The organism is uncultured Eudoraea sp., from assembly GCF_947258925.1.
Classification (GTDB): Bacteria; Bacteroidota; Bacteroidia; order Flavobacteriales; family Flavobacteriaceae; genus Eudoraea.
On sequence record NZ_CAMYKG010000004.1, the window covers coordinates 33354 to 54170 of the forward strand.

Consider the following 20817-nt stretch of genomic DNA (forward strand, 5'->3'; position numbering starts at 1 on the left):
GCTGAAATTCGCTTATTTTGTCAATTCCGTCCTGAAAAAACAAAACTACCTGCCTAATTTATGGCCGATAGTTTTATGGTTTTATTGATCAATCTGATATTTCAGCAATAGTTAATTCCCTTTCTTCGTATGGACTTCTATAACGCCATTTTTTGCTTTCTTTCCATACTTTTCAAAGGCCTTATCACCTTTGAAGACATTAATAGTCTCAATTTCTTCCGGAGCTAAGGATTTTAGCTTCTTCTTACTGCTTTCTTTACCGTCAATTATATAGAGTGGGTCTTCTTCATCGGTATCTATAAAAAAGAAACTATTGCCTTCTTCACTTATTACTTCGATATCATTATCATCATCCGAATCTTTAAGAATAAATACATTGGCGTCTTTTTCATCTGAACTGCTTTTCATGATCCGCACATGCTTCTCATAAATCTCATCATCTACTCGCATTTCCTCTATGGTTTCGTGGGTAACTTCTTTTCCTTTGACAATAATAATTTCTTTGCCGTTGATGTTTTTTATCTCAATATGCCTGTCATCGTCATCATCGCTGTAAACCCAGGTATGGACGTTTGTCTTTTCATGTAGGACCTTGTGCTTAGATTTGGAATCACCCATAAAAAATAAGTTGTCATCTCCATTATAGACTAATGTTATGGGATCTATGGGTTTGCCATCATTGTCAAATTCGGCAGAACTGCTGAATTTTTTACCGTCCTTCTTCTTAGAGCGCATATCAATTTCGATGTTTATGATTTCTTTATTTTCATTATGTACTACCGTATATGAAAAATCTAATTCCTTTGCCGATAATTCTTTTTTAATTTCCTCCAGTTCCTCATTAGTGGTATCCTTGTTAATCAGGATTTCGATAGTTTTCTGGTTTTCAGCCGATATGAAGCTGTCATCCGATTTTGGGGTATAGATCGTCCGGGTGTTAAAGCTTAACAGGAAAATGGCCAATGCCGGAAGAATTAATACCATTTTCCAGGCGTTTCTTTTGTTTGATTTTGATTTGTGTAACATAACTATTCGTTTTTTGATTAATGAACTGTAAAAATTATTCGTGATTGGCGTAAAGAATTGATTTCCAGATACTTTAAGTAAAGCATATTTATAGGCCTTATCGGATACGACACTTTGAATAGCGGTGTCATCCGCCAAAAATTCCAGATTTTGTTCTATGTTCTTTTTATATAACCAGCTAAATGGATTTGCCCACAATATAATAGTAACAAAATGGGCTATCAATAAGTCCAAAGAATGTTGTTGGGAACTATGTGCACGTTCATGTTTTAATATAGCTTCGAGCTCAAGGGTATCAAATTTGTTTGGGTTATAGATAATGTATCGAAAAAAAGAAAAAGGGGCAATGTCTTTATCGGTTTCTACAAAAACGTTACCATCTTTCTTAATGATTCTGTTGGAATTAATCACTTTACGAATAGCAAAGAGTTGGAAAATAAATCTGAATACAAGCATAAGTAAACCAAGGCCATAAACCACGTAAAGGATATTCAGCCAATTAAATTGGGGTTTACCTATTTCATAAGAAGAATTTACCGCTAAAGAATCTGCAATGGTTAAAGGAGTCGCAACGATTTCCACGTAGTTATTGATAACTATTAAGGGACAAATAAAAGCTGCAATGACTCCGGTTAATAAAAAATTGCGATTCGCCCGAAAAAAGGTTTCGTTTTTTAGAAAAGCCTGGTAGAATACATAAAATAGGACAAGGATTCCGGAGGCTTTTAATAGATAAATCATGAAAGCTTCCATCTAGTTTTCTTTTTCAATTAGTTCTATAATTTCCTTCAACTCCTCAATGGATATCTTTTGTTCTTTGGCAAAAAAGGATACCATACTTTTATAGGAATTGTCATAATAATCTATCAGGGTATTGGAAATAAAACGTTTTCTATAGACCTCTTTGGTAACAAGAGGATAATAGCGATGTGTATTGCCAAACGCTTCATGAGCAACATAATTCTTATCCTCCAGGTTCCGAACTATAGTAGATAAGGTATTGTAATGTGGTTTTTTACCTTTCAATTCTTCCCTGATTTCCTTTACAAACGCTCGCTCTAGTCTCCAGAGGATTTTCATAATTTCCTCCTCCTTATTGGTAAGTCTATGCATCTTGAACTAATTTTATTCAAACCTATTACTAATAATTTAGTTATACAACTACTTTTATAGTTATTTAACTATTTTTTTGGTTTTAGGACCTGTAAACTTCATTTAGAATTCATTTTTCCATAAAGGGCACTTATTATATTTCCATTAAAAAGCGGGTTTAATTTATTGCTTTATGACTTAATGTTTTCGGGGTATTCTGCTATCTTTACCGAAATCTTCGGGATGCTCAATTTTTTGTTTATCGTCATTGGTTTGTCTTTATTAATACTGGGAGGAAACTGGTTATTAAAGTCGGCTGTAGCTTTTTCTTTGCGCCTCAATATATCCAGAATTATTATCGGCATGACCATAGTTTCCTTTGCAACTTCGGCACCGGAACTTATTGTTAGCATAAATGCTGCATTAGATGGTTTTCCGGATCTGGCCCTTGGAAATGTGGTTGGATCCAATATCGCCAACCTGGGATTAGTATTGGCAATTATTATAATTCTTGGCAACATTGATGTACGTAAGGCTTTCTATATTACAGACTGGCCGGTGATGATGGCCGCAACTTTTTTAGTTATAGGTTTTCTGTATTTCGACGGTGCCTTACAACGCCATGAAGGCGGAATTATGCTTCTTTTCCTATTTCTGTTTTTGATTTTTTTACTTCGTTTTCAGAAAACGGCTGTAATAGATGATGCCCGTGAGGATGATAAACCTCTCGCGCTTTACAAGGCGTTGCTTTTTCTGGGATTGGGTGGTGCGGCCCTTTGGGGAGGTTCAGAATTATTGGTCATGGGCGCTGTAGGCATGGCTACTTTTTATGAAGTAAGTGAACGTATTATTGGAATTACCGTAGTTTCTGTAGGTACAAGTATCCCCGAACTGGCAGCTTCCATTATAGCAGTAGTTAAAAAGGAAAAATCCATTTCCGTGGGTAACCTTATTGGTTCCAATATCTTTAATTTGTTAGCTGTATTAGGAATTACTTCTTTAATTCAACCCATTTATGTCATTGATCAGGGGCTGCTAACCAATGATATCTGGTGGATGTTGGGTATTTCCTTCCTTATTCTTCCATTGGTCTTCTTTCCTAAAGGACTTCGACTGGGCTGGAGAGACGGTCTTATATTGTTGTTTTTCTATTCTCTTTTTCTATATTTTACGCTATTCTGAAAATGGATTTAACAATTATGTTCTATGAATATAAGATTACGACTTGTTTTATTCCTCCTTATAGTTTTTAATATATCGCTTACGTCGGCCCAAAAGCCGGAATTTATATATGGAAGATTGCTGAACATTATAAGCAAAGAACCCATTCCTTTTGCTACTATTCGAGTGCAGAATTATGCTTTAGGGGTAATTTCTAATGCAGATGGAGGGTTTAAAATACCTCTTAAGTACCAGACCTTAGGCGATGTCCTGGAGGTGTCCTCTATGGGTTATGAGACTAAAATAATTTTAATATCTGAATTAATTTCTAATGAAATAAATATCATTTATCTAAAGGAAGGAATAATTGAGCTCGAAGAAGCAGTGCTAAAGGCAAGAAAAAAAAGACCTCTGGGCACCAAAAGAATTGTCAGGAATGCTATAAATGCTATTCCCCGAAATTATCCGATAAGTTCTTTTTCCACACTTGGATATTATCGGGATTATCAATTGGATAAGAATAAATATCTTAACCTTAATGAAGCTATTCTTGAAGTATTTGATGGTGGTTTTGACAAATCAGATTTGAAGACCACCAAAGTGCGTTTGTACGATTTCAGGGAGAATACAGATTTTGAAAGAAATTCTGTTGCCCGACAACCCTATAATTACAAAAGTGGATTAAAAGTTATCGATAATGCCTATTTGCATGATTTTGGAGGTAATGAATTTACTATTTTACGCATTCACGACGCCATCCGGAATTATGAATATGAAACCTATTCATTTGTAAATAGGTTCAAATACGAATTCCTGTCAAATCACAGTTTTAAAAGGAAACAAGACACGTATTTAAAAGGAGAGTATCTATATACCATCGATTTTAAAAAATCGTACGAAAACTACCTTGCTTACGGGACCTTATATATTTCCAGGAAAGATTTTGCCATTCATAAAATGGAATATTCGCTTTATGACCGTTTTAAATCAATGCCGAAGGGCAAAACAAACAAACATGATACCGGCAAACAGCTTATTTTTGAGGTAATCACGGAATATCAGCGTGTAAATACTAAAATGTTTTTAAATTATATCTCTTTTCACAATACGTTTATGCTTGTGGAACCACCAAAATTCAGGACAGAACAGTTTTTAGTTGACCTCAAAAAAAGATGTTTTGTAATTAAGTTAAGTGGCCAGCCAGAACCAGTATCCACACAGAGGATAACTAATTATACTATAAAGCATAATGGAAAAAAGGTACCAATAGGTCTCATAGTAACAGGTGATAAAGAGATTGAGGTATACCCGCGGATACCTCAGGAGAAGGAAGACGCAATGTTTAAGGAAATTAGTATGGCAACAAGCATTGTAGAAGGGATATCTGACCTGTTAAGTATAAAAGTTAAAAATATTTTGGATACTGAGGGTAATGTTTTAGATAGACCTACTTATGGTCTATTTGATCAATTTCGTGAGTACTTTGTTCAGCAGGTAAATTCTTCCGGTAAAGGCCCTGCAGATAGTCTTTATATGAGGAAGAATATCCCTATTTTTAAAGGGCAACCCCTGGTAAAACCGGATGGGTTCACAGATTTTTGGATGAACACCCCACTAAAAACACCTATAAATTAAAAAACCGCCTTTAAGGAATTAAAGGCGGCTCAGTAAAAATTATGCGGAGAACTAGTTAGCTACAGCTTCAATATTTGCTGATTTAACAGTTTTGATAATTCTTCCTGCAATCTTGTATGGGTCACCATTAGAAGCAGGGCGCCTGTCTTCTAACCATCCTTTCCATCCCTTTTCAACGGTGATGATCGGGATTCTGATAGAAGCTCCCCGGTCTGAAACACCATAACTAAAATCCTTAATGGATGCTGTTTCATGTAAGCCAGTAAGCCTTTCATCATTAAAAGCACCGTAAACGTCTATATGATCAATAGCAACAGGCCTGAAAGCCTCACAAATTTGTTCATAAATCTCTTTAGAACCACATGTTCTTAACGTTGTATTTGAAAAGTTTGCGTGCATTCCACTACCATTCCAATCGCCCTTAACCGGTTTTGGATGTAATTCAATATAGTAGCCATATTTCTCAGTTAGGCGATTCAATAAATAACGGGCAATCCAAATCTCATCACCAGCTTTTTTAGCACCCTTGGCAAAGCACTGAAATTCCCACTGTCCGGGCGCCACCTCCTGATTAATACCTTCGATATTAATGCCGGCCGCAAGACATAAGTCCATATGCTCTTCTACAAAGTCTCTCCCCCAGGTGTATCTTCCACCAACGGAGCAGTAATACTTACCTTGAGGCCCTGGAAACCCGCCACGTGGAAACCCAAGCGGTAAATCCGTCTCAGTATCCATTAAAAAATATTCCTGTTCAAATCCGAACCAGAAGTCATTATCATCATCATCAATTTGAGCACGATGATTTGATTCATGCGGTGTTCCATCAGCATTTAGCACTTCTGCCATTACTAAAAATCCGTTAGCTCTTTCGGGATCCGGATAAATAGCAACCGGTTTCAACAAACAATCTGAAGAATCACCTGTTGCCTGTTCTGTTGAACTTCCGTCAAAAGACCATAATGGGCAGTCCTCTATTTTGCCACCAAAATCTTCTTCAATTTTAGTTTTGCTTCTCAACTCCTGCGTTGGTTCGTGGCCATCCAACCAAATGTATTCCAATTTTGTCTTACTCATAATCTTCGATGTTAATTTTTCAATTTTGCGATTTCCAAAAATAAATTATTTTAATTATATCTATTAAAAAATAGGGGGTATTTATCAAAAAATTCGACATATTTATCAACACCCCTGTTTATTAGAGGGTATTTTGCAATATTTGCATAATTTAGCGGTTTTTCTATTAATTGCTTAATATCGTTGAAATTAAACTCTTAAAATTCAATTAATGTCCAAAAGAAGATTAAATGCAATTACCGAAAGCCTGCAGCGCCAACAGCATTCAGTGATAGAAACAGGCCGAAGATCAGAACTATTTGGCACCCATGTTTTTAATGAAGACCGGATGCTGCAATATCTTACAAAGGATGCGCATAGAAGCGTTAATGAAGCAATATTTGCGGGTACCAAAATTGATAGAAAAATAGCAGATCAAGTAGCTGAAGCCATGAAAGCATGGGCAATCTCAATGGGTGCTACGCATTATACACACTGGTTTCAACCTTTAACAGGATCAACTGCAGAAAAGCATGACGCTTTTTTTGACCTTAGGACGGACGGACGGGCGGTTGAAAGATTTGGTGGCGACCAACTTGTTCAGCAGGAGCCAGATGCCTCAAGTTTTCCTAGTGGGGGAATAAGGAATACCTTTGAAGCAAGGGGTTACACGGCTTGGGATCCTACTTCCCCGGCATTTATTTATGGTACAACGCTTTGCATTCCCACAATTTTTGTCTCCTATACCGGAGAAGCGCTGGACAACAAGGCCCCTCTATTAAGAGCTTTGCACGCTGTGGATATTGCGGCTACAGCCGTGGCCAAATATTTTGATAAAAATGTTTCTAAGGTCCATGCTACCTTAGGGTGGGAGCAAGAGTTTTTTTTGGTAGATAAGGCATTGGCAAATTCACGCCCTGATATAGTTTTAACCGGTCGGACACTTATTGGACATCTCGCAGCCAAAGGTCAGCAGTTAAGTGATCATTATTTTGGAGTTATTCCCACCAGGGCAGTAAACTTTATGAGGGAACTGGAAAAAGAATGTATTCAACTGGGCATCCCTTTAAAAACCAGACATAATGAAGTTGCGCCCAATCAATTTGAATTGGCTCCCGTTTTTGAAGAAGCAAACCTGTCAGTTGACCATAACTTGCTCCTCATGGATATTATGGAAAAGGTAGCAGACAGGCATAATTTTAAAGTTCTATTTCATGAAAAACCTTTCGCGGGGATCAATGGTTCAGGGAAACATAATAATTGGTCGCTGGCAACGGATACCGGAGTTAATTTGTTAAGTCCGGGATCTACACCAATGAAAAACCTGCAGTTCCTAACCTTTTTTGTAAATACTATTAAAGCGGTGGACACCTATGAGGAGCTTTTGAGGTCTTCAATTGCTTCTGCCAGTAACGATCATAGATTGGGTGCCAACGAGGCTCCACCTGCTATTATTTCAATCTTTATTGGCACACAACTAAGTCATGTTTTGGATGAATTGGAAGGAGTTTCCAAGGGAAAACTTTCACCTGAGGAAAAAACTGAACTAAAGCTCAATGTAGTAGGTAAGATCCCGGAAATTTTATTGGACAATACCGATAGAAACAGGACTTCACCATTTGCATTTACCGGAAATAAGTTTGAGATGCGTGCTGTTGGTTCTAAAACAAATTCTGCAAAGCCCATGATGATTCTGAATACGATTGTCGCTAATCAATTAAAGGAATTTAAAAAGGAAGTAGATGCTTTAATTGATAAAAAGAAATTAAAGAAGGATGAGGCAGTTTTTAATGTATTAAGGGAATATATTAAATCATCCAAAAGAATTCGTTTTGATGGGGATGGCTATAGTGAAGAATGGGAAAAAGAAGCTAAAAAAAGGAAGTTGAGTAATAACAAAGATACTCCTTCGGCAGTCCGGGTGCTGACATCTAAAAAGAGTTTGGAACTTTTTAAGGGCTTGGAGGTCATGAATAGTACTGAAGTAGAAGCGAGGCAGGAAGTTGAATTAGAAACCTATATTTTGCAAACCCAAATTGAGGGCAGGGTTTTAAATGATTTGGTATATAGCAACATCATTCCTGCGGCAATCGAATATCAAAATAAAATAATTAAAAATGTTCTGGGCTTAAAAGAGATTTATGGCGCAGCGCATAAAAAATTATCCGAGGGCCATCTTACTTTGATTGAACAGATTTCGGAGCATATGGTAGTTATAAAAAGGAATACAGATGATATGACCAATGCCCGAAAGATCGCTAATAATTTAAAAGATCTCAATAAGAAAGCATTCGCATATTGCGATAATGTTCGACCCTATTTTGATAAAATCCGATATCATTGTGATAAGCTTGAGCAACTAATCGACGATCAGTCCTGGCCCCTTACTAAATACAGGGAACTATTGTATATTAAATAAGCATAGAATTAAAGCTCACATTTTGTGGGCTTTTTTTAAGGTTTGTCCTATTTTTACGAAAACCAAAATCAATGGATCCGTCTGCCAGTAAACGTTATAGCCAAAGAGGAGTATCAGCCTCCAAAGAAGACGTTCATAATGCCATAAAAAATATTGACAAAGGGTTATTTCCAAACGCTTTTTGCAAGATTGTAGAGGATTACCTCACCGGGGATGAGGAATATTGTTTGGTAATGCATGCAGATGGTGCGGGTACCAAATCCTCACTTGCGTATATGTATTGGAAAGAAACAGGCGACCTGTCTGTTTGGAAAGGTATTGCACAAGATGCACTGATTATGAACCTGGATGATCTTTTATGTGTTGGTGTTACAGATAATATCCTGTTGTCTTCTACGATTGGAAGAAATAAAAACCTGATTCCGGGAGAGGTGATTTCGGCCATAATTAATGGGACCGAGGAATTGATTGAAGATTTGGCCAATCATGGGATCACGATTCATAGTACTGGTGGAGAAACTGCAGACGTAGGAGATTTAGTGCGTACGGTGATCGTTGATTCTACAGTGACTGCCCGGTTGAAAAGGTCGAGTGTAATTAATAATTCTAATATTTCCCCGGGAGATGTTATTGTTGGTCTGGCGTCTTACGGACAGGCGACATATGAGAAGGAATATAATGGTGGGATGGGTAGTAACGGACTTACCTCAGCAAGGCACGATGTTTTTTCAAAATACCTGAGTGCAAAATATCCTGAGAGTTATGATGCAAGTGTTCCTGAAGCCTTGGTCTATTCCGGAAATGCTAAACTTACAGATGCCGTGCCCGATTCTCCTTTGGATGCCGGTAAACTTGTGTTGTCACCTACGAGAACCTACGCTCCAATCATAAAAAAAATTCTTCAAAAATACGATTCCGAACATATCCATGGGATGGTGCATTGCAGCGGTGGGGCACAGACCAAAATCCTTCACTTTGTGGAAAACCTGCATATCGTCAAAAACAACATGTTTCCCGTACCTCCCTTGTTTAGATTAATACAGGAGCAATCGGGTACAGATTGGAAAGAAATGTATCAGGTTTTTAATTGTGGACATCGTATGGAGCTTTATGTGGATAAAAGCATTGCCCGGGACCTAATTGAAATTTCTAAAGAATTTGATGTAGAAGCCCAAATTATAGGCTATGTAGAGGCAAATCCCAAAAAAAAGTTAACAATCAAGAGCCAATACGGTAGCTTTAACTATTAAGGTATACGAATCCTTGTTTTAAAGCGTTCTTTCTTTAGTGATTTTTACCCTAATCCTCTAGTTGGATTTACCCAAGAAAAGTTAAAAATAGTTATGTTATGGAGAGAAAAGAATTTTTAAGAAGTCTGGGAGCTGGTGCCGCTTTTGCTTTAACCTTCCCATGTATTAATGGTTGTTCAAGTGATGATGGAGACCTGGATGTGTTACCGGTGCCTACCGGAGTTGACTTTACAGTTGATCTTACTTCACAGGAAGGTTTAGGATTGCAGAATAATGGTGATTTTATTCTAAAAAATGATGTGGTCGTTGTAAAGAACCTGGAAGGGAACTTTGTAGCTGCCAGTCAGATTTGCAGTCATCAGCAAACAGATCAGGTAAGATTTATTGACGATAATGGAGGAATATTTCGTTGCTCTACGCATGGATCAGAATTTGATCAAAACGGTACACCATTAAATGCCATTACAAGCAATCCGCTTAAAACGTTTAACACAGAATTAAACGGTGATTTACTGCGTGTTTTTGAGTAATTACCGCTATTCGCATTTTTAATTAAAATATGAAAAGTTTGGCCCTGGATCTTTTCGTTTTTTCCTATGCTCTTTCTTTAGTTGATAAGAGCGCAACATTGCTGTACCCCATTTTTTCACTACTAAAAAAATCAAAGTAAGTGAGGAGTTTGGTGGTATTACTTTTTGGTATTCTTACCATGGCCATGTCCTATGGACAGAATAAAAAATATGTAACCGTAAAAAGATCAGTAAGTTTAATGGGTGCTCCCTTTGAACTTACAGTTGTTGCCCAAAGCGAAGAAATTGGCTATATCAATTTGGAAGAAGCCATTGCAGAAGTTAGGCGAATTGAAAAATTGATTTCCTCCTGGGATCAGGATTCAGAAACTTCAGAAATTAATCGAAATGCGGGCCTGAAACCCGTTAAGGTAAGCTATGAACTTTATAAGCTGATAGAGCGTTCTAAAAAGATTTCGGAAATTACAGAAGGTGCTTTTGATATTACGGTAGCCGCTATGGAAGACACCTGGAAGTATGATGGCTCCATGACGGCATTCCCAACCCCCGAACAGATAAGTGAGGCGGTTTCAAAAGTAGGGTATGACAAAATCGTATTAAATAGGGCCGATAATACTGTGTTTCTTAAGCAAGAGGGTATGCGAATAGGGTTTGGTGCAATTGGAAAAGGCTATGCCGCGGATAAGGTTAAGGAATTACTGGTCTCCAAACAGGTGCCAGCCGGCATGATCAACGCTTCCGGTGATATTACAACATGGGGAACAAAAGCAACTGGTGAGAAATGGTTGATAGGTGTGCATCGCCCAAGAGGTAACGGCAGGATATTTACATGGCTTCCTTTAATTGAATCATCCGTATCTGTTACAAGTAATCTGGATAGATACCTGACTTTTAATGGTAAAAAATATTCGCAGTTTATTGATCCAATATCGGGATATCCTGCCACAGGTATCAACAAGGTGACTTTACTTGCCCAAAGTGCCGAATTTTGTGATGCCCTGGCTACAGCGGTATTTGTTCTGGGTAAGGAAAGAGGGATGTTCCTGGTAAACCAACTTGGTGACACTGAAGTAATAATTCTGGACGCCTTTAATCAGATGTGGACCAGCAATGGAATAATTCTGGATACAGAAGAATAAAAATTCTCATTATTATTTTACCGATACTCATCCTATATTAGTTTTTAAGAGGTTAATAACCTTTAAAAATTTGTAAATTCGCATACCTAAGAGATGATTGCATGTTAGATAAATTAAATATAGTTAAACAACGTTTTGATGAGGTATCGGATCTTATTATTCAACCTGATATAATATCTGATCAAAAACGCTATATACAACTTAATAAGGAGTACAAAGATTTAAGGGTGCTTATTGAGAAAAGAGATCGATATATTGAGCTTACGAACAATATGAACGAAGCCGAGGAGATCATTGCTGATGGGAGTGATTTAGAGATGGTTGAAATGGCAAAAATGCAATTGGATGAAGCCAAGGAAGGATTGCCCCTATTGGAAGAGGAAATAAAGTTTTTATTAATTCCTAAGGATCCGGAAGATGCCAAAGACGTTGTGATGGAAATACGGGCAGGGACAGGTGGAGATGAGGCGAGTATATTTGCCGGGGACCTCTACCGAATGTATGCGAAATATTGCGAGTCTAAAGGTTGGCGGACAAATATTATTGATCTAAGTGAGGGTACCAGTGGGGGTTATAAGGAAATCCAGTTTGAAGTAAGTGGCGAAGATGTATATGGTACACTCAAATTTGAAGCGGGCGTACACAGGGTACAGCGTGTTCCTCAGACAGAGACGCAAGGACGTGTTCATACCAGTGCAGCAACGGTAATGGTTTTACCCGAAGCTGAAGATTTTGATGTTCAGATAGACCCCAAAGATGTCCGCATAGATTATTTTTGTTCTTCAGGTCCCGGGGGCCAGTCAGTAAATACTACGTACTCTGCAGTTAGGCTAACTCATATTCCAACAGGCCTGGTAGCACAGTGCCAGGATGAAAAATCACAACATAAAAACAAGGATAAGGCCTTTAGAGTATTGAGATCACGTTTGTATGATATGGAACTTGCCAAGAAACAGGAAGAGGACGCTGCAAAAAGAAATTCGCAGGTTAGCAGCGGAGATCGTTCAGCAAAGATCCGGACTTATAATTATCCACAGGGCAGGGTTACCGATCATAGGATAGGCCTAACTCTTTATGATCTCCAGAATATAATAAATGGTGATATTCAAAAGATTATTGATGAGTTAATGTTGGTGGACAATACAGAAAAATTAAAAGAAGCTTCGGAGATTTTTTAGGAGTTAGCATGAAAATTGAACACTTAGTTGAGCAAATCTACCGAAAGAATTCCTTTCTCTGTATAGGCTTGGATACAGACCTTGAAAGGATACCGAACCATCTGTTAAACGAAGAGTCACCCATTTTTTCTTTTAATAAGGCTATTATTGATGCTACCCAGCACCTTTGTGTTGCTTATAAACCAAATATTGCATTTTATGAGGCGTATGGTTCAATAGGGTGGGAGGCCTTGCGCAGGACCATTGAATACCTTAATGAATTTTACCCTGAAATATTTACCATTGCAGATGCAAAGCGAGGCGATATAGGAAACACCTCCTACCGTTATGCCAAAGCCTTTTTTGAGGATATGGACTTTGATTCCATTACCGTGGCACCTTATATGGGGAGAGATTCGGTTGAACCTTTTTTATCTTTTGAGGATAAACATACTATTCTCCTCGCCCTGACCTCAAATGAAGGGGCTTTTGATTTTCAAACAAAGAAGATTGGAGAAAGGACTCTATATGAAAAAGTTTTGGAAACCTCTATTTCATATAAGAATTCTCAAAACCTGATGTATGTTGTTGGGGCTACTAAGGCAAGTTATTTGGCCGAAATCAGGGAAATAATACCTGATAGTTTTCTGTTAGTTCCGGGGGTAGGCGCCCAAGGGGGAAGCCTACAGGAGGTATGTAAATATGGAATGACTGAAAATGTAGGGCTATTGGTGAATTCTTCCAGGGGGATAATCTATGCCTCAAAGGATCATGACTTTGCTATTGCAGCTGCCAAAAAGGCAAAGGAATTACAGGATACTATGGCAAAGGAACTAAAAAAGAAGAATTAATTACTTTACTAAACTCTCTAAAAGCTTTTCCAGCTTCCGGGCCTTTAATTCAAAAAAAGCCGCCAGCTTGTCGTCTGTAGTTTTAAAATCTGAAGCTTTATTTAAAAAATTCTGATATTGGTACTCTATTTGGGCTAGAGCTTTTTGTCCGCTTGTTATTGGAGTAATCGCTCCAACTTTACAATACTGATTATCCATGGTCATATTCTTTTTCTTCGTTCTTACAAATATACGGCCAAAATGAAGCTTTGGATGTCAGAATATATATGTATTCACCTAAAAATCAAGTGTTTTGTCCAATATTTAACTAAATTGTTGAAAACAAGCATAAAAAGTCTAGAAATTTATGAGAATTGTTGAGTCTTCGGTTTATTTGTCAAAGCTGAAACTGAAGGCAAATTAATGGGTAATGGGAACAACTTTGGATTGATAATTCAGAAGGTCATTTAAAATTGTATGGGAGTAGAAGTGGGAACCAAATGATTCTAAAATCTGATCTTTTTGCTGGCTAAGACGGTGGGAAATATGTAAATAAGATTACCTGGACCCATAATAAAGTCGGTACGGTACGTCAACTATGGGAAGTACTGAATAAGGACACCGTTGTAAATGTCGCCTTTGATGGCTTGTATAAAAAAGTGAATTAAGTCAGAGATATTGAGGCATTTTGGAACAAAAAAACCGGTGCTTCCACCGGTTTAAACTAACTAACTCAAAAAATACTAACTCAAATAATTCGTTCAAGGGCATCTGCTTGAAACTGAGCAGAACTACAAAAGCTTAGAATTTGTAGCTATTTGCCTTTAAAAATTTAACGTTAATTTTTTCTCTTTATTGTAAGGATTTTAAGAAATAATTTAATCATTCTATGAAATCGAGGCTGATTTTTAGGGATAAATGCAATAATCAAGGGAGTTCTTTATAAATCCGGTGCTCAGGGGGTATTAATAATACCTGGACATTATTTTCTCGGTTTCTTTCTTGTTTTTGAAAACTTCAAATGTTTTTCCCTGGGTTCGCAGGGCACCAAGCGTATTTGCATATTGTGCCGCTTTAATAGGGTCATTGTAAAAACAAAACCCGTAAGCTAAGCCTCCGGCAAAGGAGTCCCCGCATCCGGTAGTATCAATAACATCTTTCATTAAAACAGATTTTACAAAGGTTTTCACAATAGCATTATCCTTAAGGTAATACACTACACAACCTCTTGAATCTAATGTTACATAGAAATATTTTACGCCTTTTGATAACACATGCTCGGCCATTGCATCTAAATGATCTGTTTTATCTTCTTCATAACTAGTCATTTCCTCGTATTCGTATTCACTTTTAAACCAACACGCCTGGGATTCTTCAAGATTCATTTTAAGAATGTCAATATTGGGAAGCCATTCATCCATGTCTACCCAGAACTTCCGGTATCGATCTCCTGTCATACTCATGGTCGTAGTAGGTCCATGTGCATCAAAAATTATCAACCCTTTTTTATGCTGCTTAATATAACTTAATGTACTTAGGGAAATCTCGAAGTCTGTAATGGGAACAAAAACATAGGCATCAATATCATCTAAATCTGAAATATCCTTCGGTAAGATGGGCCTCATGCAGGATGTTTGCTTCTCTAATCGATTATTTTGATCTATAAACCTCAATTCTATAACCGTGCCTCTATCCTCCTCACTGCCTATATAGGAAGTGTCAATATTTGAATATGGTTTAAACACTTCCAGAATTGGATCAAAATCTTTCTGATGGACATGGGCAATTGGAACAACGTTTCCTTCTTCTCCCAATAGCTTGGCCAAAGCGATTACAGGATGTGTTACACAACCGTATTTTTGTATTACCTCTTCCTGGTGTGTGTAGATAGTATCTCTTGGTATTGGTCCTAAAACCGCTATTTTAACCATAAGCATTGCTCTTTGTAAAATATTATTTCGTTAATATACTAAATAATATGTGTTGTGAAAAGAGCTTTTACTCTGAGCTTACGAGAAAATTACGGTTTTATTATTGTAGACCATGGTTTTCCTGTTCACATGAAGTTGAACCGCTCTGGAAAGTACAATTTTTTCCAGATCACGTCCTTTAGCGATAAAATCCTTTACCCTGTGTGAGTGCGATACCATAGTAACATCTTGTTCAATTATGGGTCCTGCATCTAAGGCTTCTGTTACATAATGGCTGGTTGCTCCAATGATTTTAACACCCCTTGCAAATGCCGCATGATAAGGTTTGGCTCCCGCAAACGCAGGAAGAAAAGAATGGTGAATGTTTATGATTTTATTTTGAAAATGATCTATAATCTTACTGCTTAATATTTGCATATAGCGTGCAAGTACTATAAAATCTGTATTATGTGTTCTTAATAGTTCCAATTGCTTCTCCTCTGCTTCCGCTTTCATTTCTTTGGTTACGGGAATATAGTAGAAAGGAATTTCAAATTGTTCGGAAATATGTTTGGCATCTTCATGATTGCTTAAGATGAATGGAATCTCAACTTCCAGTTCACCGGATTTATATCTGCTTAATAGGTCATACAGGCAGTGGTTGTATTTAGAAACAAAAATGGCCATTCTAGGTTTTAAGTTATCAGGATGTATACTCCATTTCATCTCATATGGGAGGGCCAATTTTGTCTCAAACTCTTCTTTGAATTCAGAAAATGCAATGGTATTATTTGAAAACTCACTTTCCAGGCGCATAAAAAAAACGCCGAGTTCCTCATCGACATGCTGGTCCAGGTAAACAATATTTCCACCTTTTTCGTGTATATAACCAGTTATAGCGCTTATTATTCCCGACTTATCCGGGCAGTGAATAAGAATTGTGTTTCTCAAAATAATCTATTTTAGCCCATAAAATTATACTATTAGGCACAGAGGCTTGTTGAAACTAATGATTTTTATAAAATTCTGATTGTAAGGTGATTTTTTTTGCATTTTCCGTAAATTGCTTACCTAAAGAAGTCCAAAAATTATCAATGGAGCAAAATAAAATTTATAAACCAAAGAATAAAATAAGAGTCGTTACGGCGGCTTCACTGTTTGATGGTCATGACGCTGCCATTAATATTATGCGGCGTATTATTCAATCGACAGGAGTAGAGGTTATTCATTTAGGTCATGACAGAAGTGTAGATGAGGTGGTAAATTGCGCTATTCAGGAAGATGTTAATGCCATTGCTATGACTTCGTATCAAGGCGGTCATAATGAATATTTTAGATATATGTTGATGAATTATGGGATTACAAGGATATATTCTCCGGATGATGGCCGGAAAATGGGTCTTCAGGGAATGATAAACAATCTTGTTGAACTGTGTGATTTCCCGGTTCCAAATTTGGCCCTAAATAAAGGAATGACCCTGCATGAATCTTTGAAGAAGAAACAGCCTGAGACCATTGCCAGGTTAATAAGTCTTGCTGAAAACAGACCGTCCGAATTTGAGGAACTCTTTAGCGGAATTCGACAGGATAAATATCATGTCCCTGTGCTTGGAATTACAGGCACCGGGGGTTCGGGTAAATCCAGTTTAGTTGACGAACTTGTCCGTAGGTTTTTAAGGGATTTTCCTGAGAAATCTATTGGATTAATATCCGTTGATCCTTCCAAAAGGAAAACAGGAGGAGCACTGCTGGGCGACCGGATCCGCATGAATGCCATAAATGATAATAGGGTATATATGCGATCTTTGGCAACACGACAATCCAATTTGGCATTATCTAAATATGTAAATGAAGCTGTTGAGGTTTTAAAAACTGCCGATTTTGATTTAATTATCCTTGAAACTTCAGGAATAGGACAATCAGATACCGAAATAATTGAGCATAGCGATGTTTCCCTTTATGTAATGACACCAGAATTTGGAGCAGCTACTCAGCTTGAGAAAATTGATATGCTGGATTTTGCTGATCTGGTTGCAATAAATAAGTTTGATAAAAGGGGTGCACTAGACGCACTTAGGGATGTAAGGAAACAGTATTTGCGGAATCAGGGATTATGGGAAAGTGATGTAGAGACCTTGCCCGTTTTTGGAACTATAGCTTCTCAATTCAATGATCCTGGAATGAATCGTTTATACAAAGCGGTTATGGAAAAATTGACCCAAAAAGCTAATGCTAATCTCGAATCGACTTTGGTAGTTAGTCAGGAAATGGATGAAAAAGTGTTTGTGGTACCCCCATCCAGAACAAGATATCTTTCTGAGATTTCGGAAAGTATTAAATCCTATGATGTCAAAGTTGCCAACCAGGTTGAAGTAGCACAACATTTATACGGTATTTATAAAACAATAGCAGGTCTTTCTAATACACCACCAGTCTTAAATAGCTCAGGTATCGAAGCCTCAAGTATACATGTGCCTGAGGAAAACTCCAATGATAATTTAATTCAACAATTACTCTTGGAATTTGACCGGGTAAAAATGAATTTGGATCCTTACAACTGGGAAATTTTGCTCAATTGGGACAGTACCATTAAAAAATACAAAGACCCTTCCTATGTTTTTAAAGTAAGGAATAAAGAAATTACAATCAGCACCCATGAAAAATCGCTTTCCGGCCTTGCGATTCCCAAAGTAGTCTTGCCAAGGTATCGGGGATGGGGTGATCGGCTCCAGTGGCGGCTTCAGGAGAATGTACCGGGGGATTTTCCCTATACTTCCGGACTTTACCCGTTTAAAAGGACGGGGGAAGATCCTACACGTATGTTTGCGGGTGAAGGCGGACCGGAACGTACCAACAGAAGGTTTCACTATGTAAGTCTGGATATGCCTGCCAAAAGATTATCCACCGCATTTGATTCTGTTACGCTCTATGGAAATGATCCGGATCACAGACCAGATATTTATGGCAAAATAGGTAATGCCGGCGTATCTGTTTGTTGTTTGGATGATGCAAAAAAATTGTATTCAGGTTTTGACCTGAGCGATCCCATGACTTCGGTAAGCATGACAATAAACGGTCCTGCTCCTATGCTGTTGGGCTATTTTATAAATGCGGCAATTGATCAAAACTGTGAGAAGTATATCCATCAAAACGGCCTTGAAAAAGAGGTAGCAGCAAAAATCAAGGCCCATTATGGGAAAGATATAGAAAACAGACCTAAATATGAGGGTGATTTGCCGGAAGGTAATAACGGTCTTGGTCTTTTTTTACTGGGTATATCCGGTAACGAAGTCCTTGCACCGGAGATTTATAATTCGATTAAACAGGAAACCTTAAAAAAAATCAGGGGTACAGTCCAGGCTGATATCCTTAAAGAAGATCAGGCTCAGAATACATGTATTTTTTCCACAGAATTTGCCTTACGACTTATGGGTGATGTGCAGGAATATTTTATTGACCATGAGGTAAGAAACTTTTATTCTGTATCAATTTCCGGATATCATATTGCGGAAGCAGGTGCCAACCCAATTACACAATTGGCATTTACACTGTCAAATGGGTTTACCTATGTAGAATACTATCTAAGCAGGGGAATGGATATTAACAAATTTGGTCCCAACTTGTCGTTTTTCTTTTCCAATGGAATTGATCCTGAATATGCTGTAATAGGAAGAGTGGCAAGACGTATTTGGGCCAAAGCCATGAAAGACAAATACAATGCGGATCCAAGGGCGCAGATGTTAAAATATCATATACAAACATCCGGCAGAAGTTTGCACGCGCAGGAGATTGATTTTAATGATATCCGAACAACCTTACAGGCATTATATGCTATTTATGACAATTGTAATTCATTGCATACCAATGCATACGATGAGGCCATTACTACGCCAACGGAGGAATCTGTTAGGAGAGCAATGGCGATTCAATTGATTATTAATAAGGAATTAGGTCTTGCCAAAAATGAAAATCCGCTGCAAGGGTCTTTCATTATTGAAGAACTTACAGATCTTGTTGAAGAGGCCGTCTTGCTTGAATTTGATAGACTAACTGAACGTGGAGGTGTTTTGGGTGCCATGGAAACCATGTATCAAAGATCCAAAATACAAGAAGAAAGTATGCATTATGAGATGCTGAAACATACCGGGGAATATCCGATAATAGGTGTGAACACTTTTTTGAGTTCCTCAGGATCACCGACCATACGTCCGGCTGAGGTAATTCGAGCAACAAAAGAAGAAAAACAACATCAGATCAATACTTTGGAAAGGCTGCATAGTAGAAATGAGGCAAGAGCGGAAAAACAGTTACAAGAACTTCAGGAAACTGCTATTAAGAATGAAAATATTTTTGCGAAACTTCTTGAGGTAACCAAAGACTGTTCCCTCGGCCAAATTACCCAGGCCTTGTTTGAAGTGGGGGGACAATACAGAAGAAATATGTAAATGATTCCCGGGGTATTGCAGGTAAATATTAAAAAAGAATTATTGTAATTATCGAAGTGGTATTAATAACCCATGTAATCATTAAATCCCCAATTTAAATTGCCGCCATTTATTCCGATAGATTTTCTCCATTTCTTGAAAGACTTCCTGAAACCAAGAATTTCCTGTCTTAGTAGATCTAAGTACTCCCTTTCTTTTAATCCATCATTTTCCAGACCATTGCAATAAGACATTATGTTCCTTATCATTATATTAATAAAAGAGGCACTTTTCATACGAACTGCATATGACTCCGAGGACTCTGCCCTGGCAATCTGCTGAGGAATTAAAATAGCATCGGTAAGTAAGGAATCGGCAATATGATCCCTTAAGCTATTTGATTTGTATAAATGAAGCAAATCCTTGTTCTGCGAAACATAGGAGGCAATTTCCCTGCTCATCGTGCAGAGGTCTATAGCTTTTCTGTAAACCGGTATGGTTCTTAAGTTCTTGTAGGGCATTTTCTCTTTAAGCAAAAATTCAAACATAAAGTTACGGCCTAATTTTGGATAATATCTTTAAAATACAAATCAATTTTGTAATTTTGCTTTATAAAAAATATTATTAATAACATTTTACTTTGAATAACAAAATAGATGATTTAAACTGGCGCATCCTTCAACTCCTTCAGGAAAATTCCAGGTTGTCTTTGGCGAAAATTGGAAGGCAGGTGGGCCTTACGCCGCCGGCCGTAGCTGAGCGCGTTAAAAAAATGGAAGATCTTGGAATTCTTGAAGGCTTTAAGGCAAAAGTATCATATAGTTTGGCAGGTTATCAGCTTAAAGCAATTATTACATTAAAAGCTTTTATGGGTAAATTGCAGCCTTTTCTTGAGATGGTTCCAAAGCTAGACGAAGTTGTCAATTGCTATCGCATCACAGGTAATGAAAACATAATAATGGAAGTAGTTCTTAAAGATCAAGCACATCTTGAAGGATTTATTGATAAACTTATCAGATATGGTGAAACCCGGACCCATATTATTTTATCTGATGTTGTGTCTGAGGCACCAATAAAACGTCTGAAGATTTAAAATTTTCATCAGGAATTGAATCCACAGCTTATATTTTTTACAATTTTATATGCAGATGTAGATAAGGTAATCAGAAATTTAGAGCCGGTCATCCT

General features: G+C 37.5%; 17 protein-coding genes. 10 read left to right on the top strand and 7 right to left on the bottom strand.

All coding sequences use genetic code 11. The annotated features are described in order from the left end of the window. Positions 1–111: 111 nt before the first annotated feature. Both Q0X77_RS01775 and Q0X77_RS01780 read right to left on the bottom strand, forming a co-directional pair. Positions 112–1779 (bottom strand): M56 family metallopeptidase, encoded by a 1668-nt coding sequence (locus Q0X77_RS01775; protein ID WP_297792270.1) that lies wholly within the window; start codon positions 1777–1779, stop codon positions 112–114. Next, the gene (locus Q0X77_RS01780; RefSeq protein WP_297792272.1) at positions 1780–2139 is read right to left on the bottom strand and encodes a BlaI/MecI/CopY family transcriptional regulator; all 360 of its coding nucleotides are present in this window, start codon (positions 2137–2139) and stop codon (positions 1780–1782) included. A 222-nt stretch (positions 2140–2361) separates the two neighbouring features. Here Q0X77_RS01780 and Q0X77_RS01785 point away from each other — a divergent pair, with 222 nt between their 5' ends. Both Q0X77_RS01785 and Q0X77_RS01790 read left to right on the top strand, forming a co-directional pair. Beyond that, positions 2362–3300: a calcium/sodium antiporter gene (locus Q0X77_RS01785; protein WP_297792274.1), complete on the top strand. Its 939-nt coding sequence runs from the start codon at positions 2362–2364 to the stop codon at positions 3298–3300. Positions 3301–3324: 24 nt separating this feature from the next. Then, the gene (locus Q0X77_RS01790) at positions 3325–4914 is read left to right on the top strand and encodes a carboxypeptidase-like regulatory domain-containing protein (protein WP_297792276.1); all 1590 of its coding nucleotides are present in this window, start codon (positions 3325–3327) and stop codon (positions 4912–4914) included. Between the two features lie 51 nt (positions 4915–4965). On the opposite strand, the gene Q0X77_RS01795 is transcribed toward Q0X77_RS01790, so the two are convergent. Beyond that, positions 4966–5991, bottom strand: coding sequence for a glutamine synthetase beta-grasp domain-containing protein (locus Q0X77_RS01795; protein ID WP_297792278.1), 1026 nt, complete (start codon positions 5989–5991; stop codon positions 4966–4968). A 211-nt stretch (positions 5992–6202) separates the two neighbouring features. Here Q0X77_RS01795 and Q0X77_RS01800 point away from each other — a divergent pair, with 211 nt between their 5' ends. The 6 genes from Q0X77_RS01800 (at position 6203) to pyrF (ending at position 13316) form a co-directional block, all read left to right on the top strand. Then, positions 6203–8389, top strand: coding sequence for a glutamine synthetase III (locus Q0X77_RS01800; RefSeq protein ID WP_297792281.1), 2187 nt, complete (start codon positions 6203–6205; stop codon positions 8387–8389). 71 nt (positions 8390–8460) lie between these two features. Next, the gene (locus Q0X77_RS01805) at positions 8461–9639 is read left to right on the top strand and encodes an AIR synthase related protein (protein WP_297792283.1); all 1179 of its coding nucleotides are present in this window, start codon (positions 8461–8463) and stop codon (positions 9637–9639) included. Between the two features lie 98 nt (positions 9640–9737). Continuing rightward, positions 9738–10169: a ubiquinol-cytochrome c reductase iron-sulfur subunit gene (locus Q0X77_RS01810; RefSeq protein ID WP_297792285.1), complete on the top strand. Its 432-nt coding sequence runs from the start codon at positions 9738–9740 to the stop codon at positions 10167–10169. Between the two features lie 140 nt (positions 10170–10309). Beyond that, positions 10310–11308, top strand: coding sequence for an FAD:protein FMN transferase (locus tag Q0X77_RS01815; RefSeq protein ID WP_297792287.1), 999 nt, complete (start codon positions 10310–10312; stop codon positions 11306–11308). A 101-nt stretch (positions 11309–11409) separates the two neighbouring features. Beyond that, positions 11410–12486 (top strand): peptide chain release factor 1, encoded by a 1077-nt coding sequence (prfA, locus tag Q0X77_RS01820; protein ID WP_297792289.1) that lies wholly within the window; start codon positions 11410–11412, stop codon positions 12484–12486. A gap of 8 nt (positions 12487–12494) precedes the next feature. After that, on the top strand, positions 12495–13316 hold the full coding sequence (gene pyrF / locus Q0X77_RS01825; RefSeq protein ID WP_297792291.1) for an orotidine-5'-phosphate decarboxylase: 822 nt from the start codon (positions 12495–12497) through the stop codon (positions 13314–13316). Here the strand turns inward: pyrF and Q0X77_RS01830 are convergent, their stop codons facing one another. The 3 genes from Q0X77_RS01830 to purU all read right to left on the bottom strand — a co-directional run bounded on the left by Q0X77_RS01830 (position 13317) and on the right by purU (position 16156). Continuing rightward, positions 13317–13514 carry a hypothetical protein gene (locus tag Q0X77_RS01830; protein ID WP_297792293.1) on the bottom strand — a complete coding sequence of 66 codons (198 nt, stop codon included), beginning with the start codon at positions 13512–13514 and terminating at the stop codon, positions 13317–13319. A 746-nt stretch (positions 13515–14260) separates the two neighbouring features. After that, positions 14261–15226 carry a carbohydrate kinase family protein gene (locus tag Q0X77_RS01835; RefSeq protein WP_297792295.1) on the bottom strand — a complete coding sequence of 322 codons (966 nt, stop codon included), beginning with the start codon at positions 15224–15226 and terminating at the stop codon, positions 14261–14263. 78 nt (positions 15227–15304) lie between these two features. Continuing rightward, positions 15305–16156 carry a formyltetrahydrofolate deformylase gene (purU, locus tag Q0X77_RS01840; RefSeq protein ID WP_297792297.1) on the bottom strand — a complete coding sequence of 284 codons (852 nt, stop codon included), beginning with the start codon at positions 16154–16156 and terminating at the stop codon, positions 15305–15307. Between the two features lie 143 nt (positions 16157–16299). On the opposite strand from purU, the gene Q0X77_RS01845 reads away from it, so the two are divergent. Beyond that, the gene (locus Q0X77_RS01845; RefSeq protein ID WP_297792299.1) at positions 16300–19650 is read left to right on the top strand and encodes a methylmalonyl-CoA mutase family protein; all 3351 of its coding nucleotides are present in this window, start codon (positions 16300–16302) and stop codon (positions 19648–19650) included. Positions 19651–19712: 62 nt separating this feature from the next. Here the strand turns inward: Q0X77_RS01845 and Q0X77_RS01850 are convergent, their stop codons facing one another. Further along, a complete protein-coding gene (locus Q0X77_RS01850) occupies positions 19713–20177 on the bottom strand; it encodes a hypothetical protein (RefSeq protein ID WP_366939189.1) in 465 nt (154 codons plus the stop codon). Positions 20178–20269: 92 nt separating this feature from the next. Here Q0X77_RS01850 and Q0X77_RS01855 point away from each other — a divergent pair, with 92 nt between their 5' ends. Then, a complete protein-coding gene (locus tag Q0X77_RS01855) occupies positions 20270–20722 on the top strand; it encodes an Lrp/AsnC family transcriptional regulator (protein ID WP_297792301.1) in 453 nt (150 codons plus the stop codon). Positions 20723–20817 lie beyond the last annotated feature (95 nt).

Excerpts from the sequence above, each read along its gene's own strand:
- Q0X77_RS01790 (WP_297792276.1), top strand. The coding sequence starts at position 3,325 with ATGAATATAAGATTACGACTTGTTTTATTCCTCCTTATAGTTTTTAAT.
- Q0X77_RS01850 (WP_366939189.1), bottom strand. The coding sequence starts at position 20,177 with ATGTTTGAATTTTTGCTTAAAGAGAAAATGCCCTACAAGAACTTAAGA.
- Q0X77_RS01845 (WP_297792299.1), top strand. The coding sequence starts at position 16,300 with ATGGAGCAAAATAAAATTTATAAACCAAAGAATAAAATAAGAGTCGTT.
- prfA (WP_297792289.1), top strand. The coding sequence starts at position 11,410 with ATGTTAGATAAATTAAATATAGTTAAACAACGTTTTGATGAGGTATCG.
- Q0X77_RS01800 (WP_297792281.1), top strand. The coding sequence starts at position 6,203 with ATGTCCAAAAGAAGATTAAATGCAATTACCGAAAGCCTGCAGCGCCAA.
- Q0X77_RS01805 (WP_297792283.1), top strand. The coding sequence starts at position 8,461 with ATGGATCCGTCTGCCAGTAAACGTTATAGCCAAAGAGGAGTATCAGCC.
- Q0X77_RS01835 (WP_297792295.1), bottom strand. The coding sequence starts at position 15,226 with ATGGTTAAAATAGCGGTTTTAGGACCAATACCAAGAGATACTATCTAC.
- pyrF (WP_297792291.1), top strand. The coding sequence starts at position 12,495 with ATGAAAATTGAACACTTAGTTGAGCAAATCTACCGAAAGAATTCCTTT.
- Q0X77_RS01830 (WP_297792293.1), bottom strand. The coding sequence starts at position 13,514 with ATGGATAATCAGTATTGTAAAGTTGGAGCGATTACTCCAATAACAAGC.
- Q0X77_RS01810 (WP_297792285.1), top strand. The coding sequence starts at position 9,738 with ATGGAGAGAAAAGAATTTTTAAGAAGTCTGGGAGCTGGTGCCGCTTTT.
- Q0X77_RS01780 (WP_297792272.1), bottom strand. The coding sequence starts at position 2,139 with ATGCATAGACTTACCAATAAGGAGGAGGAAATTATGAAAATCCTCTGG.
- Q0X77_RS01795 (WP_297792278.1), bottom strand. The coding sequence starts at position 5,991 with ATGAGTAAGACAAAATTGGAATACATTTGGTTGGATGGCCACGAACCA.
- Q0X77_RS01785 (WP_297792274.1), top strand. The coding sequence starts at position 2,362 with ATGCTCAATTTTTTGTTTATCGTCATTGGTTTGTCTTTATTAATACTG.
- Q0X77_RS01775 (WP_297792270.1), bottom strand. The coding sequence starts at position 1,779 with ATGGAAGCTTTCATGATTTATCTATTAAAAGCCTCCGGAATCCTTGTC.